The following is a 15,532-nucleotide window of genomic DNA, read 5'->3' as shown; positions in this document are numbered from 1 at the left end:
CGGGCCGTCTGACTCAGCCCCGCCCGCGGTAGGGGGCGACGCCGGTGTCCGGCAGCCACGCGCTCGCCGGCAGTGTGCCAGTCTGCCAGAAAACGTCGATGGGGATGCCCCCCCGCGGATACCAATAGCCGGCGATGCGAAAATAGCGGGGCTGCAGAAGCTGCACGAGGCGCTTGCCGATGGCCACCGTGCAATCCTCGTGGAAGGCGCCGTGGTTGCGGAAGGCGGCGAGGTAGAGCTTCAGTGACTTTGATTCCACGAGATAAAGGTCGGGCACATAGTCGATGACCAGGTGCGCGAAGTCCGGCTGGCCGGTCACCGGGCAAAGCGAGGTGAATTCCGGGCAGGTGAAGCGGGCCACATAGTCCGTATCGGGATGCGGATTGGGCACGCGGTCGAGGGTGGCGGTGTCCGGGTTGTCGGGCAGGGCGGTCTGCCGGCCGAGCTGGAGCTCGTCTTGCGTCATAAGGCGTCCTTCAGGATCTGGCCCGGCGATGCCGGGCGGTTCGGCGCGGACCATAGCCCAAACGGCACCGTGCCGCTGCCACGCCCTCTTCGCATTCCGCGCCGCACGCGCTAGAAGCGGCGCCGAAGACGGGGGCGCGCGCATGCCCTCGCGGAAATCCTGGCTCGTGAAGGGAAGGTTCGTTCCATGACCGCCATCGTCGACATTATCGGCCGAGAGATCCTCGACAGCCGCGGCAACCCCACCGTCGAGGTGGACGTGGTGCTGGAGGACGGCTCCCTCGGCCGCGCCGCCGTGCCCTCCGGCGCCTCCACCGGCGCCCATGAGGCGGTGGAACTGCGCGACGGCGACAAGGGCCGGTATCTGGGTAAGGGTGTCCAGAAGGCGGTCGAGGCGGTCAATGGCGAGATCTTCGACGCCATCGGTGGCCTGGATGCCGAGGACCAGGTGAAGGTCGACAGCATCCTCATCGACCTGGACGGCACCCCCAACAAGGCCCGCCTCGGCGCCAACGCCATTCTCGGTGTGTCCCTGGCGGTGGCCAAGGCGGCTGCCCAGGCGAGCGCGCTGCCGCTCTACCGTTATGTGGGCGGCGCCAACGCGCGCGTGCTGCCGGTGCCCATGATGAACATCATCAATGGCGGCGCCCATGCGGACAATCCCATCGACTTCCAGGAATTCATGATCCTGCCCGCCGGCGCGGACTCGTTCGCGGAAGGCCTGCGCTGGGGCGCGGAAATCTTCCACACCCTCAAGAAGGGCCTGAAGGACGCCGGCCACAACACCAATGTGGGCGACGAGGGTGGCTTTGCCCCGAACCTGGCCTCCGCCGAGGCCGCGCTGGACTTCGTCATGAAGGCGGTTGAGAAGGCCGGCTTCAAGCCCGGCGCCGACGTGTTCATCGGCCTCGACTGCGCCTCCACCGAATTCTTCAAGAACGGCGCCTATCATTATGAGGGCGAGGGCAAGGTGCGCGACATCGAAGCCCAGGTGAAGTACCTGGCCGAGCTGGTCGGCGCCTATCCCATCGTCACCATCGAGGACGGCATGGCCGAGGACGACTGGGCGGGCTGGAAGCTGCTCACCGACACCATCGGCTCCAAGTGCCAGCTGGTGGGCGACGACCTGTTCGTGACCAATGTGGAGCGCCTGTCGCGCGGCATCAAGGAAGCCACCGGCAACGCCATCCTGGTGAAGGTGAACCAGATCGGCTCGCTCACCGAGACGCTGGAGGCGGTCGAGATGGCCCACAAGGCCGGCTATCGCGCCGTCATGTCCCACCGCTCCGGCGAGACCGAGGATTCCACCATCGCGGACCTGGCGGTGGCCACCAACTGCGGGCAGATCAAGACCGGCTCGCTGGCGCGCTCGGACCGCACTGCCAAGTACAACCAGCTGCTGCGCATCGAGCAGGAACTGGGCAGCCAGGCCAAATATGCCGGCAAGGCGGCGCTGAAGGCCCTCGCCTGAGCCTTTGGTCGCTCAAGTTTGGAAGGAGCCGGGCCGAAAGGTCCGGCTTCTTTCGTTTGAGGCCCTGAGATGCAAAACGCCCCGCCGGGGGGCGGGGCGCTAGACCTTAACGACGAAAAAGGCCGGGGGAGGTGACCCTCACTCTTCGCCCTTCTTGGAGCCGCCGAGCTTGGCGAACACCGTCTCCAGGTCGAGGCTTTCCTTGCGGCTGGGCGCCGGCTCGTCGTAGCGGGTGGTGACATCCGCCGGCAGCAGGGTCTCGCCCTTGTCCTCGTGGCCCATGTGGGCGGGGCGGTCCTTGGCGGAACGCTGGACTTCCATGTCCAGGTCGATCTGGCTGCACAGGCCCAGCGTCACCGGGTCCATGGGAGCAAGCTGCGCCGAATTCCAGTGGGTGCGCTCGCGGATGGACTGGATCGTCGACTTGGTGGTGCCCACCAGGCGGATGATCTGGGCGTCCTTCAGCTCGGGATGGTTGCGGGTGAGCCACAGGATGGCGTTCGGCCGGTCGTGGCGGCGGGAGACCGGGGTGTAGCGCGGGCCCTTGCGGGTCTTCTTCTCCGGCAGGCGGACCTTGGATTCCAGGAGCCGCAGGCGGCGATTCTGATCTTTCTCGGCCAGCGAAATCTCATCGCGGGAGAGCTGGCCGGTGGAGATGGGGTCGAGGCCCTTGATTCCCTGCGCCACTTCCCCGTCGGCAATGCCCTTCACCTCGAGCGGGTGCAGCTTGCAGAAGTCACCGATCTGCTCAAACGTGAGCGCGGTGTTCTCGACCAGCCATACGGCGGTCGCCTTCGGCATCAAAGGGGTGTTCGACATGGGGAGCCTCTCGGCGTTCTCTTGTTCTGGGCGACGGACATAAGGGTCTTGTGCTCGCCCCCGCCGTGGGGGCGAACCGCGGATCTCAAAATGTCCGGGATGGTGCGACCATACTTGGGACCGGACCTTTATGCAAATGGGCATTGGGCCGGCGCCGCGCAAGCCGGCGGGCGCGCGGGCCACGTGCCAGGCCATGGCGGCTCTTGACTCCCCTTGCCGGCCGCGCCCATTCATGGACCCATGACCGGCTCCGATCTCTCGTCCCTGCCTTCCGGCGCGCCAGACGGCGGCCTGCCCCCCTTGCGCGTGCTGTTGTGTGCGCCGCGCGGCTTCTGCGCCGGCGTGGTGCGCGCCATCGATGCGGTGGAGCAGGCGCTCACCCTTTATGGCCCACCGGTCTATGTGCGCCACGAGATCGTCCACAACCGCTATGTGGTGGAGAGCCTGAAGCGCAAGGGCGCCGTGTTCGTGGAGGAACTGGACGAGGTGCCGGCCGGCAACGCGCCCGTCATCTTCTCTGCCCATGGCGTGCCCCGCTCGGTGCCGGAGGATGCGGCGGCGCGCAACATGTTCGCCATCGACGCCACCTGCCCGCTGGTGACCAAGGTGCACCGGGAAGCCCAGGTGCATCATCGCAAGGGCCGGGATATCCTGCTCATCGGCCATGCCCGTCATCCCGAGGTGATCGGCACCATGGGCCAATTGCCCGATGGCGCCGTCACCTTGATCGAGACCGCCGAGGATGCCCGGCGCGTGGTGCCGAAAGACCCGGCGAACCTCGCCTATGTCACGCAGACCACCCTGTCGCTGGACGACACGGCGGAGATCGTTGCCATCCTGCGCGAACGCTTTCCCGCCATGGCGGCGCCGCACAAGGAAGACATCTGCTATGCCACCACCAACCGCCAGGAAGCGGTGAAGAAGGTGGCGCCTCAGGTGGACGCCATGGTGGTGGTGGGCGCGCCCAATTCCTCCAATTCCCAGCGCCTGCGCGAGGCGGCGGAGCGGGCGGGATGCGCGGTCGCCGTGCTGGTGCAGCGGGCCGGCGACATCGACTGGTCGCTGTTTGGCGGCATCGCCTCGCTGGGCGTCACCGCCGGTGCCTCGGCGCCCGAGGTGCTGGTGGAGGAAATCCTCGATGCCTTCGCCGCGCGCTATGCGCTGGAGGTGGAAACCGTGACCGCGGCCGAGGAGGATGTGTTCTTCCCCTTGCCCCGGGCTCTTCGTCCCGACGCCGCGGAGTAAAAGGTGGCTGTCTATACCGATGTGTCCGCTCCCCATCTGGAGCAGTTTCTGGCGCGCTATGACATCGGGACCCTCGTGTCCTTTCACGGCATCGCCGAGGGGGTGGAAAATTCCAACTTCCTGATCCAGACCACCGCCGGCACCTTCATCCTCACGCTTTATGAAAAGCGCGTGGCGCTTGAGGACCTGCCCTTCTTCCTCGGTCTCATGCAGCATCTGGCCGCGCGCGGCCTGTCCTGCCCGCAGCCGGTGGCGGCGCGGGACGGGGCGATGCTCGGCGAACTGGCGGGGCGGCCCGCCGCCATCGTCACCTTCCTGCCCGGCGTCTCCGTGCGCCGGCCCGCGGTGGTGCATTGCGCGGCGCTGGGCGAAGGCCTGGCGCGGCTGCATCTGGCGGGGGCCGACTTTCCCATGCGGCGGGTGAATGCCCTGTCCGTGCCCGGCTGGCGCCCGCTCTATGTGGCGGCCGACGGCCGCGCCGACACGGTGGCGCCAGGGCTTGCCGCGACCATCGAGGCGGAACTTGCGGATTTGGAAGCGCAATGGCCCTGCGACCTGCCGTCCGGCGTCATCCATGCGGACCTGTTCCCGGACAACGCCTTCTTCCTGGACGACAGCCTCTCCGGCATCATCGACTTCTACTTCGCCTGCACCGATCTCCTGGCCTATGACGTGGCCATCTGCCTGAATGCCTGGTGCTTCGAGGAAGACGGCTCCTACAACGCCACCAAGGGGCGGGCTTTGCTCCAGGCCTATGAGACGGTGCGTCCGCTGAGCCCGGAGGAAGGGGAAGCCCTGCCGCGGCTGGCGCGCGGATCGGCCCTGCGCTTCTTGCTGACCCGGCTGGTGGACTGGCTCAACGTGCCCCCCGGCGCCCTGGTGCGCCCGAAGGACCCCAAGGAATATCTGCGCAAGCTGCGCTTCCACCGCACCATCGCAAGTGCCCGCGACTATGGGCTCGGCGCATGAGCGCGCGGGTGGAAATCTGGACCGACGGCGCCTGTTCCGGCAATCCCGGTCCCGGCGGCTGGGGCGCCATCCTGCGCGCGGGCGCCCATGAAAAGGAATTGTCCGGCGGGGAGGGGCTCACCACCAACAACCGCATGGAGCTTCTGGCCGCCATCAGCGCGCTGGAGGCTTTGAAGAAGCCCTGCGCCGTCGACCTGCACACCGACAGCGAGTACCTGCGCAACGGCGTCACCAAATGGATGTTCGGCTGGAAGCGCAATGGCTGGCGCACGGCGGACAAGAAGCCGGTGAAGAACCAGGATCTGTGGGAGCGGCTCGACGCCGCCATCGCCCGGCACGAGGTGGCCTGGCACTGGGTGAAGGGCCATGCGGGCAACGAACTGAACGAACGGGCGGATGAACTGGCCCGCGCCGGCATGGCGCCGTTCAAGACCGCGCGGCGCGGCGCGCCAGCCTGAAACGCGGATCCCTCCAAGCTTAAGAAAAAGGCCCCGCGCGGTGCACCGGCGGGGCCCTTTTTCTGGGCTCAGAGCCGGAGGCCCGGCGGAACCTTTTTCCAGTCCGGCGCCGGAGGCCCGGCGCCGGCTTGTCTCATCTCACTTGCCGGCCTTCACTTGCCGGCCTTCACTTGCCGTTCGTCACTTGCCGCTCTTGAACTGCGTCCAGGTCTTGGTGACCACGCGCTGCACATCCTGCGGGTAGGTGGTCACCGTGAACAGGAGGGCCATCGTCTCCGCAGTGGGATAGATGGACGGGTTGTCCAGGATGTCCTTGTCGATGAACTTCTGCGAGGCCAAGTTGCCGTTCGCATAGGAGATGTAGTTGGTGTTCTTGGCCGCCACTTCCGGCTTCATCATGTAGTTGATGAAGGCGAGGGCCTCGTCCACATTCTTCGCATCCTTCGGGATGGCGAAGTTGTCAAACCACATCAGCGCGCCTTCCTTCGGCAGCGCATAGGCGATTTCAACCGGCTTCTTCTTGGTCTTCTTGGCGGCTTCCGCGGCGCGGGTCTTGGCCTGGAACACGTCGCCCGACCAGCCCACCGCCAGACAGATGTCGCCGCGCGCCAGCGCGTTGATATAGCCCGAGGAATCGAACTTGCGGATGTAGGGACGGATCTTCTTCAGCAATTCGCCGGCCTTGGCGATGTCGGCCGGGTCCTTGGAATCGGGGTTGAGGCCGAGATAGCGCAGGGCGGAGGGGATGACCTCCTCCGGGCCGTCCAGCATGTAGACGCCGCAATCCTTCAGCTTGGAGAGGTTCTCCGGCTTGAAGACGATGTCCCAGGTGTTCATGGGAATGTCGCCGAGGCGCGCCTTCACGGCATCCACATTATAGCCGATGCCGGTGGTGCCCCACATATAGTTCACGGCAAACTCGTTGCCGGGATCATAGACGGCGAGGCGCTTGGTGATTTCCGGCCAGGCATATTGCAGGTTCGGCAGCTTGGACTTGTCCAGTTTCTGGAACACGCCCGCCTTGATCTGGCGCTGCAGGAACGAGCCGGTGGGGACCACCACGTCATAGCCGGTCTTGCCGGCCAGCAGCTTGGTCTCCAGCACCTCGTTGCTGTCGAAAACGTCGTAGCGAACCTTGATCCCGGTTTCCTTGGTGAACGCCTCGATGACCGACTCGTCGATATAGTCGGACCAGTTGTAGACGTTCACCACCTTTTGCTGGGCGAGCGCTGGCACGGCGCCGAAGGCGATCGTGCCGAGCGCGGCCAGGAGGGCGAGGCGACGCATGTAAGGCTCCTCTAGAAGGTCCACGATAGCCGTTGAACCGGCTTCGCCACGGTCAGGCTATTGCGAGGACGGGCGCCGCTCAACTGCTTATCCACCGGGGCGCTGCGTTGCGGCATCCCGCCACGAGGCGCCGCAAGGGAAGGCAGGCGCTGGTTTTCGCCGTCAGACCCAGGCGGTGGCCAGCATCAAAAGCGAATGCTGCTCGGTCACCTTGTCCAGCAACAGGAAGAACAGCAGCACCAGGAGGGCAAGGCCGAGGAACAGGCCGAACAGGATCATCGAAATGCGGCGCGCCAACGCCGAGATGTTCATGAAGCCGAAGGCGCCGGCAATGACTGAGACGATGAGGAAAATGACGGCATATTTGAGCATGGGCTCTCTCCAGCGGGCCATGATCCGCCGGTAGAGACGCCGCGTTCCCGCGCTGGAGGCGCTGCCGCGTGTCTTAAGGGTGGATCGCAGCGGGAACCGCGCACCTCTGGCGCAGGTTCCCTTCCAGCCGGTTCATGGCGCGCGGGGAAAGCTTCAGCGGCTGTTGAGCCAGCGCCGGATCTCTTCCTTGAGGCGCAGGAAATCCCAGAAGGCGGCGCCCACCACCACCAGAGGGACCAGGGACAGGATCAAAGCGGTGGTCGAGGACACCCCCACCGCGCCTTGAAGAAAGTCATAGGCGAAATAGGTGGTCAGGGCCGTCACGGCGGCGGCAATGATGAGATAGACCTTGCGGGTGAGACGCCAGATGCCAAAGCCCACCAGGAGCACGAAGGCGAGCACCAGAGCCAGGCCCCAGCCCCAGCCCAGCCCGAAGGTGACGGCGGCATAGCGGCCGGCGGAGATGGAGAAGAGGGAGACGGTGGCAAGCAGCAGCAGGCCGGCGCGCAGGCGCAGGATGGAGGGCGGACCGGCATTGTGAGACATGGTCATGGCGTTTCTCCCCCTGCGACCAACGATCGCCGACCCTAGCCTCCGCCCGCCGGATGGGAAAGCGCGGCAAGAGCGCGCCGCACGGACAACAGGCCGCGGCGGGAGAGGGGGCATTCGCGAGGGCCGCAGCGGCCCCTTGTTTCCCGAGGCCGTCGCGGGACAAGGTGTCGGGCGGATCGACCACCGCACGCGGGCAGAATCCGGGGGTGCGCCATTCCTTGGTGACATGGAACCGCCAGCCGGGTGGCGAGCTTGATCGCGGCGGCAGTCAGGCCGGTCGAAGCGCCCGAGGGGCGATGAGGAGATGAGGCATGGGGCGGACCCTAGTGGTGCTGAACGCGCAGGCGGGCACCGTGCGGGACGTGGGGGCGGAGAAGATCCGCGTCCAGGTGGACGAGGCCCTGACCTTGCCGGGCCAGGAGGCGGACGTGCAGGTGCTGGAAGGCGCCGGCATGGTGGCCGCGATCCGGTCCGCGCGCGCCGCCGGCTATGACACGGTGATCGTGGGGGCAGGGGACGGGACCGTCAGCTTTGCCGCATCCGTCCTGTGCGGCACCGATGTCACACTGGGGGTCCTGCCGCTCGGCACCATGAATCTGCTCGCCTATGACATCGGCCTGCCGCGCGATCTGACCGCCGCGCTCGAGGCCCTGCGCGCCGCCAAGGCCAAGCGCATCGATCTGGCGACGCTGAACGGGCGGGCGTTCCACGGCGTCTCGGGGCTCGGCTTTTTCACCCAGATGGCCATGGCCCGCGAGCAGATGCGATCCACGCGCGGCCGCATCCTGGGGTGGTTCCTGGCCTTGGGGCGCGCGGTGGTGCGCTCCGGGCGCTTGTCGCTCGAACTGGAGATCGAGGGCCAGCGGGCGCCCGTGGATGCCTATGCGGCCCTTGTGACCAACAATGTCTTCGACCGGTCCGGATTTCATCGCTCGCGCCTGGATGCCGGGGTGCTGGAAATCCATGTGGCCGAGGACCGCGGCGCGCTGGCCCGCATCAAGGCGGGCGCCGACCTCCTGGTGGAGGCGTGGCGCGACAATCCCGGCATCCACTCCTTCCAGGCCAAGGCCGTCACCATTCACGGCCTGCGCCGCCGGCGGGCCTGGGTGGCAACCGACGGGGAGATCACCCGCGAGACACTGCCGCTGCGCTATGAAGTGGCCCCCGGCGCCCTGTCCCTCCTTCTGCCGCCGGAGGCCAACCAATGGGGGACCTCCGCCACCAGGGAAGGGGCAAAGACGGGCGCCGCCTGAAACGAAACGGCCGGCGGAAGCTCCGCCGGCCGTCCTTCATGCCGGTCTCGGGAATTGCCAGCGGACGCCGATTCGGTCGGGGCGAACCGGCGCCATCCGCAAAAGCCGTCAGTGCGCCATCAGGACCGGAACGGTCATGGTGGAGAGGATTTCCCGGGTGACGCCGCCGAGCACCAGCTCGCGCAGGGGCGAATGGCCGTAGCCGCCCATCACCACCAGGTCGGCGCCCTGGTCCGCCACCTCGTTGAGGATGGCTTCCGCCACGCCGATGCCGGAGCCGAGCGGCAGGGAGCGCACCTGCGCGGCCAGGCCATGGCGGGCCAGATGACGGGCCACCTCGGCGCCGCCTTCTTCCACCGGGGCGTTGCCGCGATGGACCGAGAAGATTTCGATCTGCTGCGCCCTGTGGAGCAGCGGCAGGGCTTCATTGAGGGCCCGGGCGGCGGCGCGGCTGCCATCCCAGGCCACCACCACACGGCCGGCGCCGTAGGGAGCGGTCTGCACATAGGGGACGAGCAGCACGGCGCGGCCCGAATCCAGCAGCACCGTCTCGGCCACCACCTCTTCCGGGCCGGGCCGGTCCGGGTCGGGCTGAGCCACCACCGTCAGGTCGAACAGGCGGGACATTTCGGCGAAGGAATTGGCGGCCAGGCCCAGCGAGGCGCTGAGCGTGCGGATGTCACAGGTCACGCCCTGCGCAACGGCCACCGCCTTAAAGGCCTCGGCGGCCTTCGCCGCGGCTTCCGCATTCTCCTTCATCTGGGCGTCGATGAAGTCGGTGGGCACGGCGCCCATGTAGAAAGGGGGGACGTCGATCTCATAGGTGACGGCGAGGCCGGTGAGATGCGCCCCATGTGCCTTGGCAAGGCTTACCGCGAAGCTGGCGGCCGGATCGGTATCGGCGCCCTGGGTCAAGTTGACGAGGATGTCCCGGATCATTGTGAGGTGTCTCTCTTCAGCCGCAACGGCGACACCACAATACCCTAATGCGTTCGCGAAAAAGCACTTTGACCGGGAGCAACTTATGCACACCGCGAAAACGGAAACGCGGCCGCCCGGGGGAAGGCGGCCGCGCCCGAAACGGCACGGTCAGGCGGGGGTTCTGACCGGTCCGAGGATGAAACGCTGAGCCGTACGCCGGGTTCCGACGAAAATGAAAAAAATTTCGAGCATCTCGCACGACGCCGAGAACCCCGCTAAAGGGTGGTCGGAGCGCCTCAGGAGCGCAACAGGTGCCCCTCCTATGACGCCCGATTTGAGCATCGTCGTCCCTGTCTATAACGAGGCCTCGGGCCTGCCCTTCTTCCACGAGCGCCTGTGCCGGTGCGCACGGGAGGTGGGAGCCGCGCGGGGCATGCGGATCGAGATCGTCTATGTGGACGATGGCAGCCGCGACAACAGCGCCGGTGTCGCCGCCACCTTGCCGCCGCTGGGCGTGGACGTGCAGGTGGTGGCCCTCTCCCGCAATTTCGGCAAGGAGGCGGCCCTGCTCGCCGGCCTCGACCATGCCCGCGGCGACGCCCTCATGTTCATGGACGGCGACGGCCAGCATCCGCCGGAAATGATCGAGACCTTTGTCGCCCTGTGGAAGGACAAGGGCTATGACGTGCCCTATGCGGTGAAGGCCGACCGCTCCGATGAGCCCGCCTCCCGCCGCCTGTTCGTGCGCCTGTTCTATCGCCTGCTGAATTACGGCGCCCCCACCCGCATCCCCGAGGATGGCGCCGACTTCCGCTTGCTTTCGCCCCGCGCCACCGCCGCCTTGCGCCGCATGCCCGAGCGCAACCGCTTCTTCAAGGGCCTGTCCAGTTGGATCGGCTTCCGCCAGGTGGCCGTGCCCTACCGGCCCGAGGCGCGGGTGCACGGCAGCTCCAGCTGGTCCTTCCTGCGGCTTCTGAGCCTGTCCATGGAGGGGCTGACCTCGTTTTCGCCCGCCCCCTTGCGCATCGCCGGCATCGCCGGCGCGCTGCTGGCGGGCGCGGCCTTCCTCTATGGCACCTGGATCGTGGTGGAGCGCCTGATCTGGGGCATCCCTCTGCCGGGCTATCCCTCCCTGGTGGTGGGCATCATGGTGATCGGTGGCATGCAGCTTCTGGTTGTGGGTGTGATGGGCGAATACATCGCCCGCATCCTCTCGGAGATCAAGGCACGCCCGGTCTATTTCGTCGCCGACCATGCCCTGCGCCACCGCGAGGCGGGAGAAGACGGCCATGATGGCGGCCATGGCGCCGCCCATGGAGCGGCGATGGAGCCGCCGGCTTATTCCGAGCGGCCAAAGGCCGCCTCCTGATCCCAGGAGTCGGCCATGACCCGCCGCATCGTCATCTGCGCCGACGACTACGGCCTGGCCCCGGGCGTCTCCCGCGCCATCCGGGAACTGGCCCTGAAGGGGCGGCTGAACGCCACATCGGTCATGACCCTCTTTCCCGACCTGCAGGCCGAGGCTCGGGCGCTTCTGACGGTGGCGCAGACCACCGGCCTCGGCGTCGGCCTCCACCTGACCCTGACCGGCGGCTTCACGCCCCTCGTGGCCTCCCCCCTTGGAAAGGGGCCTCTGCCGGGGCTGCGGGACCTGATTGGGAGAGCCTATGTCCGCCGCCTTGATCTTGCCGCGGTAGAAGACGAGATCGAAGCCCAGTTCCGCGCTTTCTCTGCCTTGTTCGGACGTCCTCCAAGCCATGTCGACGGCCATCAGCACGCCCATGTGCTGCCCGGAATCCGCCCGCTGCTGCTGGCCGCCACCCGCCGCCATGCCCCTGCCGCCTGGGTCCGCGACAGTTCCCCGGCGCCCGGCGTCGGGGAAGGCCTGGACCTGAAGGGGAAGCTGATCGGACTGTTCTCGGCAGGCCTTGCGCGCGATGCGGCAGCGGCCGGGCTGAAGGCCAACACCGGCTTTGCAGGCGCTTATTCCTTCAACGATGCCAATGCCTTCCGGGCAGTCCTCCAGCGCGCCCTGGCCGGTTTGCCCGAGGGCGGCGCCGTGATGGTGCATCCCGGCCATGTGGATGGCGTGCTCGCCGCCCGCGATCCGGTGACCGACCAGCGGGAGGCGGAGTTCCAGGTCCTGGCCGGCGAGGAGTTCGGTAAGCTATTGATCGAGAACGGTATTTCTCTCGCCTAGGAGGCGATGCGGAAGGCCCCGTCCATGGCGGGCTGCCCCTCGGTGCGCACCAGGCCCTGTCCCACCAGGTGCTCCAGATGGGCCAGCACGGTCAGCGAAGCTGCTCCGAACAGGCGCGAATCCAGGCCGATATAGATGCCTCGCACCAGATCCGGGATGGTGCTGGACCGCTCCAGCCCCCGCATGATCGCTGCTTCGCGGGCGTGGCGGTGAGCCAGATAGTCCTGAACAAACTGGTCCGCCCCCCGGATCACGGGCCCGTGGCCGGGCAGGTAGACCGTCTCGGGCCGAGTGGTAAGCTTCTCCAAGGACTGGATATAATCCCCCATAGAGCCATCGGGGGGCGCCACGATGGAGGTGGCCCAGCCCATCACATGGTCACCGGAAAAGAGGAGATCATCCTCCTTGAAGGCGAAGGCCAAGTGGTTGGCCGCATGGCCCGGTGTGGTCACCGCCTCCAAGGTCCAGCCCGCCCCTTCCAGCACATCCCCGTCGCCCAGCACGATGTCCGGGCGGAAGTCCATGTCCGCGCTGGCATCCATGGGGTTGGCCTCGCCGATGAAAAGCGGGCGGGAGGGGCGGTGCGGTCCCTCGCCTGCGGTCCGGGCGCCGGTCGCCGCCACGATGGCCGGGGCGGCGGGCGAATGGTCGCGGTGGGTGTGGGTGACCACCACATGGGTCACGCTCTCTCCCCGCACAGCATCCAGCACCGCGGCCACATGGGCCGGATTGTCCGGGCCGGGATCGATGATCGCCACTTTGCCGCGGCCAACAATATAGGTGCAGGTGCCGGTGAAGGTGAACGGCGAAGGATTGGGCGCCAGCACGCGCCGCACATGGGGCGCGACGTCTTCCACCCGGCCGGGCTCGCTGTCGAAGTTGCGGTTGAATGCGATGTCGTCGCTCATTCCTATACCTTGCACGCCAGGGGGACGATCCACGCCCGCAGACTTGAAACCATTGCTCTCTATACCAAGGTGTCACGCTCCCGCCGAGGCATGTGCGCATCCACATCACCTTTGCGGGAGGGACGGGTGATGCGCATGAAGGTCAATGCCGGCGCCTTGACCTTGGGATAAAAGACCCTCGATCGGCACAATGAACGGTCGGAAGGCGCTCGCTCGCCTCACAGGCAAAAGGCCGCCGGCCTTGGAGGATCAAATGTTTCTCGTCCGTACGCTCGTCTGCGTGGGTGTCGCCCTCACGCCCCTCGCCCTGTCCGAGGCGGCCATGGCCCAGGGCATGGCCCAGACCTTGAACATGACCTGCAGCCAGACGCAGGCGCTGGTTAATAGCTCCGGGGCTTCCGTTCTGGCCACCGGCCCCAATGTCTTCGATCGCTATGTGAAAGACATGGCCTACTGCCCGCAGGCCATGGTGACGAAGCCCGGCTGGGTTAAGACCAAGGACGTGGCGCAATGCTTCGTCGGCTATACCTGCTGGGACCCGAGCACCGATGTGGGCGCGCGCTGATCCTTGAAACCGCGACTTGAAAACCAAAATCGGAGGACTTTGCCCGTCCTCCGCTTTCTCATATCAGGCCCCCCGTTCCCGGGCGGTTCTTCCGGTCAGGCGCCGAAGCCCCGCCGTTTGAGAATGACCGTGATGTCCTCAAGCGCGCCGGGATCATCGATGGTCGCGGGCGCGGTCCAGGGATCGGAATCGGCGATCTTCTTCATGGTGCCCCGCAGGATCTTCCCCGAGCGCGTCTTGGGCAGGCGCGGCACGGTCAAGGCAAGCTTGAACGCCGCCACGGGCCCGATCCGCTCGCGCACCAATTCCACCAATTCCTTCTCGATGACTTCGGGGGCCCGCCGTTCTCCGGCCTTGAGCACCACGAAGCCGCACGGGACTTCGCCCTTCAGACTGTCTTTCACGCCGATGACGGCGCATTCGGCCACGTCGGGGTGGGAGGCGAGCACTTCTTCCATGCCGCCGGTGGAGAGCCGATGGCCGGCCACATTGATGATGTCGTCCGTGCGCCCCATGACGAAGACATAGCCGTCCGCGTCCACGAAGCCAGCGTCCGAGGTCTTGTAATAGCCGGGGAACTCCGCGAGGTAGCTCTCGGCGAAGCGTTCATCCTGCTGCCACAGGGTCGGGAGGCAGCCGGGAGGCAAGGGCAGCTTGATGACGATGGAGCCCATCGTGCCAGCCGGCACCGGCTTGGCGGCCTCGTCCACGATCTGGAGGTCGTAGCCTGGCATCGGCACCGTGGGGGAGCCCAGCTTGACCGGCAGCAGGCCGAGCCCCACCGGGTTGCCGGCAATGGCCCAGCCGGTTTCCGTCTGCCACCAATGGTCGACCACCGGCACCTTCAGCGTGGTCTCAGCCCATTTGACCGTGTCCGGGTCGGCCCGCTCGCCCGCCAGAAACAGCGTGCGGAAAGAGGACAGATCGCGCCCCGTCAGATAGGTGGCGTCAGGGTCTTCCTTCTTGATGGCGCGCAGAGCGGTCGGCGCAGTGAACAGGGCGGCAACCTTGTGCTCTTCGATCACCCGCCAGAAGGCGCCGGGATCGGGCGTGCCCACTGGCTTGCCCTCATAGACCAGCGAGGTGCAGCCCATGAGCAGCGGGCCGTAGACGATGTAGGAATGGCCCACCACCCAGCCCACGTCGGAGGCGGTCCAGAAGACCTCGCCCTCCTTGAGCCCATAGAGGTTTTCCATGGTCCAGCGCAGCGCCACCATGTGGCCGCCGTTGTCGCGCACCACGCCCTTGGGCTTGCCGGTGGTGCCGGAGGTATAGAGCACATAGAGCGGATCAGTGGCCCCCATGGGGGCACAATCCACGCCGCGGCCTTCGGCGGCCGCCGCAGCCCGACGGGCGGCCCAGTCGAAATCGCGACCTTCCACCAGTTCGCCATGGAGTTGCGGGCGCTGGAGGATCAGGCACGCGGACGGCTTGGCCTCCGCCATGTCGATGGCGGCATCCAGCAGGGGCTTGTAGGGCACGATGCGGTTGGGCTCGATGCCGCAGGAGGCGGCGAGAATGACTTTGGGGGCGGCGTCATCGATACGCGCCGCCAGCTCCTTGGCCGCAAAGCCGCCAAACACCACCGAATGCACCGCGCCGATGCGGGCGCAGGCCAGCATGCCGATCACCGCCTCCAGCACCATGGGCATATAGATGACCACGCGGTCACCCTTCTCCACGCCCATGTCGCGCAGGATGGCACCGAGTGTACGCACCTCCGCGAGCAGTTCCGAATAGGTGAGGGCGGACTTGCTGCCCGTGACCGGGCTGTCGTGGATCAGCGCCACCTGGCCGCCGCGCCCGGCCGCCACATGCCGGTCCACCGCGTTGTAGCAGGTGTTGCAGACGCCGCCGACGAACCAGCGACCGTAGACGCCTAGATTGGCGTCGAACACCGCGCGCGGCTGGGCAATCCAATCGATGTTGGTTGCGGCCTCCGACCAGAAGGCCTGCGGGTCGGCTTTCCACCGGGCATAGACCTCGGAATACCGGCTGGATGTGGGCTCGACCATGGCGACCTCCCCTCGCGAGTCTTGTGATTGTG

General features: G+C 66.8%; 16 protein-coding genes. 8 read left to right on the top strand and 8 right to left on the bottom strand.

All coding sequences use genetic code 11. The features are described 5' to 3' along the window. Nucleotides 1-13: 13 nt before the first annotated feature. On the bottom strand, nucleotides 14-466 hold the full coding sequence (queF, locus tag ACT54L_RS16995) for a preQ(1) synthase (protein WP_476086828.1): 453 nt from the start codon (nucleotides 464-466) through the stop codon (nucleotides 14-16). 186 nt (nucleotides 467-652) lie between these two features. Here queF and eno point away from each other — a divergent pair, with 186 nt between their 5' ends. Next, nucleotides 653-1,936 (top strand): phosphopyruvate hydratase, encoded by a 1,284-nt coding sequence (gene eno / locus ACT54L_RS16990; RefSeq protein WP_274773945.1) that lies wholly within the window; start codon nucleotides 653-655, stop codon nucleotides 1,934-1,936. A gap of 138 nt (nucleotides 1,937-2,074) precedes the next feature. On the opposite strand, the gene ACT54L_RS16985 is transcribed toward eno, so the two are convergent. Beyond that, the gene (locus ACT54L_RS16985; protein ID WP_476086827.1) at nucleotides 2,075-2,755 is read right to left on the bottom strand and encodes a DUF1013 domain-containing protein; all 681 of its coding nucleotides are present in this window, start codon (nucleotides 2,753-2,755) and stop codon (nucleotides 2,075-2,077) included. A 240-nt stretch (nucleotides 2,756-2,995) separates the two neighbouring features. Here ACT54L_RS16985 and ispH point away from each other — a divergent pair, with 240 nt between their 5' ends. Genes ispH through rnhA form a run of 3 tightly spaced genes read left to right on the top strand, consistent with a single transcriptional unit; the run spans nucleotide 2,996 to nucleotide 5,427 of the window. Next, the gene (gene ispH, locus ACT54L_RS16980; protein ID WP_476086826.1) at nucleotides 2,996-4,000 is read left to right on the top strand and encodes a 4-hydroxy-3-methylbut-2-enyl diphosphate reductase; all 1,005 of its coding nucleotides are present in this window, start codon (nucleotides 2,996-2,998) and stop codon (nucleotides 3,998-4,000) included. A gap of 3 nt (nucleotides 4,001-4,003) precedes the next feature. Continuing rightward, nucleotides 4,004-4,969 (top strand): homoserine kinase, encoded by a 966-nt coding sequence (gene thrB, locus ACT54L_RS16975; protein WP_476086825.1) that lies wholly within the window; start codon nucleotides 4,004-4,006, stop codon nucleotides 4,967-4,969. Continuing rightward, on the top strand, nucleotides 4,966-5,427 hold the full coding sequence (rnhA, locus tag ACT54L_RS16970; RefSeq protein ID WP_476086824.1) for a ribonuclease HI: 462 nt from the start codon (nucleotides 4,966-4,968) through the stop codon (nucleotides 5,425-5,427). The genes thrB and rnhA overlap by 4 nt, the downstream gene beginning before the upstream one ends. A 180-nt stretch (nucleotides 5,428-5,607) precedes the next feature. Here the strand turns inward: rnhA and ACT54L_RS16965 are convergent, their stop codons facing one another. From ACT54L_RS16965 to ACT54L_RS16955, 3 genes are all read right to left on the bottom strand, one after another. After that, complete coding sequence (locus tag ACT54L_RS16965; protein ID WP_476086823.1) at nucleotides 5,608-6,714, bottom strand: polyamine ABC transporter substrate-binding protein; 1,107 nt, start codon at nucleotides 6,712-6,714, stop codon at nucleotides 5,608-5,610. 162 nt (nucleotides 6,715-6,876) lie between these two features. Continuing rightward, nucleotides 6,877-7,086 carry a DUF1328 domain-containing protein gene (locus ACT54L_RS16960; RefSeq protein ID WP_476086822.1) on the bottom strand — a complete coding sequence of 70 codons (210 nt, stop codon included), beginning with the start codon at nucleotides 7,084-7,086 and terminating at the stop codon, nucleotides 6,877-6,879. A gap of 153 nt (nucleotides 7,087-7,239) precedes the next feature. Beyond that, on the bottom strand, nucleotides 7,240-7,638 hold the full coding sequence (locus ACT54L_RS16955) for a hypothetical protein (RefSeq protein WP_476086821.1): 399 nt from the start codon (nucleotides 7,636-7,638) through the stop codon (nucleotides 7,240-7,242). 311 nt (nucleotides 7,639-7,949) lie between these two features. On the opposite strand from ACT54L_RS16955, the gene ACT54L_RS16950 reads away from it, so the two are divergent. Then, complete coding sequence (locus ACT54L_RS16950) at nucleotides 7,950-8,891, top strand: diacylglycerol/lipid kinase family protein (RefSeq protein WP_476086820.1); 942 nt, start codon at nucleotides 7,950-7,952, stop codon at nucleotides 8,889-8,891. A 108-nt stretch (nucleotides 8,892-8,999) separates the two neighbouring features. On the opposite strand, the gene ACT54L_RS16945 is transcribed toward ACT54L_RS16950, so the two are convergent. Further along, nucleotides 9,000-9,830 (bottom strand): universal stress protein, encoded by an 831-nt coding sequence (locus tag ACT54L_RS16945; protein WP_476086819.1) that lies wholly within the window; start codon nucleotides 9,828-9,830, stop codon nucleotides 9,000-9,002. Nucleotides 9,831-10,134: 304 nt separating this feature from the next. Here ACT54L_RS16945 and ACT54L_RS16940 point away from each other — a divergent pair, with 304 nt between their 5' ends. Both ACT54L_RS16940 and ACT54L_RS16935 read left to right on the top strand, forming a co-directional pair. Beyond that, complete coding sequence (locus tag ACT54L_RS16940) at nucleotides 10,135-11,181, top strand: glycosyltransferase family 2 protein (protein ID WP_476086818.1); 1,047 nt, start codon at nucleotides 10,135-10,137, stop codon at nucleotides 11,179-11,181. A gap of 15 nt (nucleotides 11,182-11,196) precedes the next feature. Further along, nucleotides 11,197-12,012 (top strand): ChbG/HpnK family deacetylase, encoded by an 816-nt coding sequence (locus ACT54L_RS16935; RefSeq protein ID WP_476086817.1) that lies wholly within the window; start codon nucleotides 11,197-11,199, stop codon nucleotides 12,010-12,012. Here ACT54L_RS16935 and ACT54L_RS16930 read toward each other — a convergent pair. After that, a complete protein-coding gene (locus ACT54L_RS16930) occupies nucleotides 12,009-12,920 on the bottom strand; it encodes an MBL fold metallo-hydrolase (RefSeq protein WP_476086816.1) in 912 nt (303 codons plus the stop codon). The genes ACT54L_RS16935 and ACT54L_RS16930 overlap by 4 nt on opposite strands. 253 nt (nucleotides 12,921-13,173) lie before the next feature. Between ACT54L_RS16930 and ACT54L_RS16925 the strand changes: the two genes are divergently transcribed. Beyond that, complete coding sequence (locus ACT54L_RS16925; protein WP_476086815.1) at nucleotides 13,174-13,485, top strand: hypothetical protein; 312 nt, start codon at nucleotides 13,174-13,176, stop codon at nucleotides 13,483-13,485. A 95-nt stretch (nucleotides 13,486-13,580) separates the two neighbouring features. On the opposite strand, the gene ACT54L_RS16920 is transcribed toward ACT54L_RS16925, so the two are convergent. Further along, complete coding sequence (locus ACT54L_RS16920; protein WP_476086814.1) at nucleotides 13,581-15,500, bottom strand: propionyl-CoA synthetase; 1,920 nt, start codon at nucleotides 15,498-15,500, stop codon at nucleotides 13,581-13,583. Between the last annotated feature and the right edge of the window lie 32 nt (nucleotides 15,501-15,532).

Source organism: Aquabacter sp. DMC10 (genome assembly GCF_056314145.1).
The sequence above is the reverse complement of the archived record's forward strand: the minus strand, read 5'-3'. Positions and strand labels throughout refer to the sequence as shown.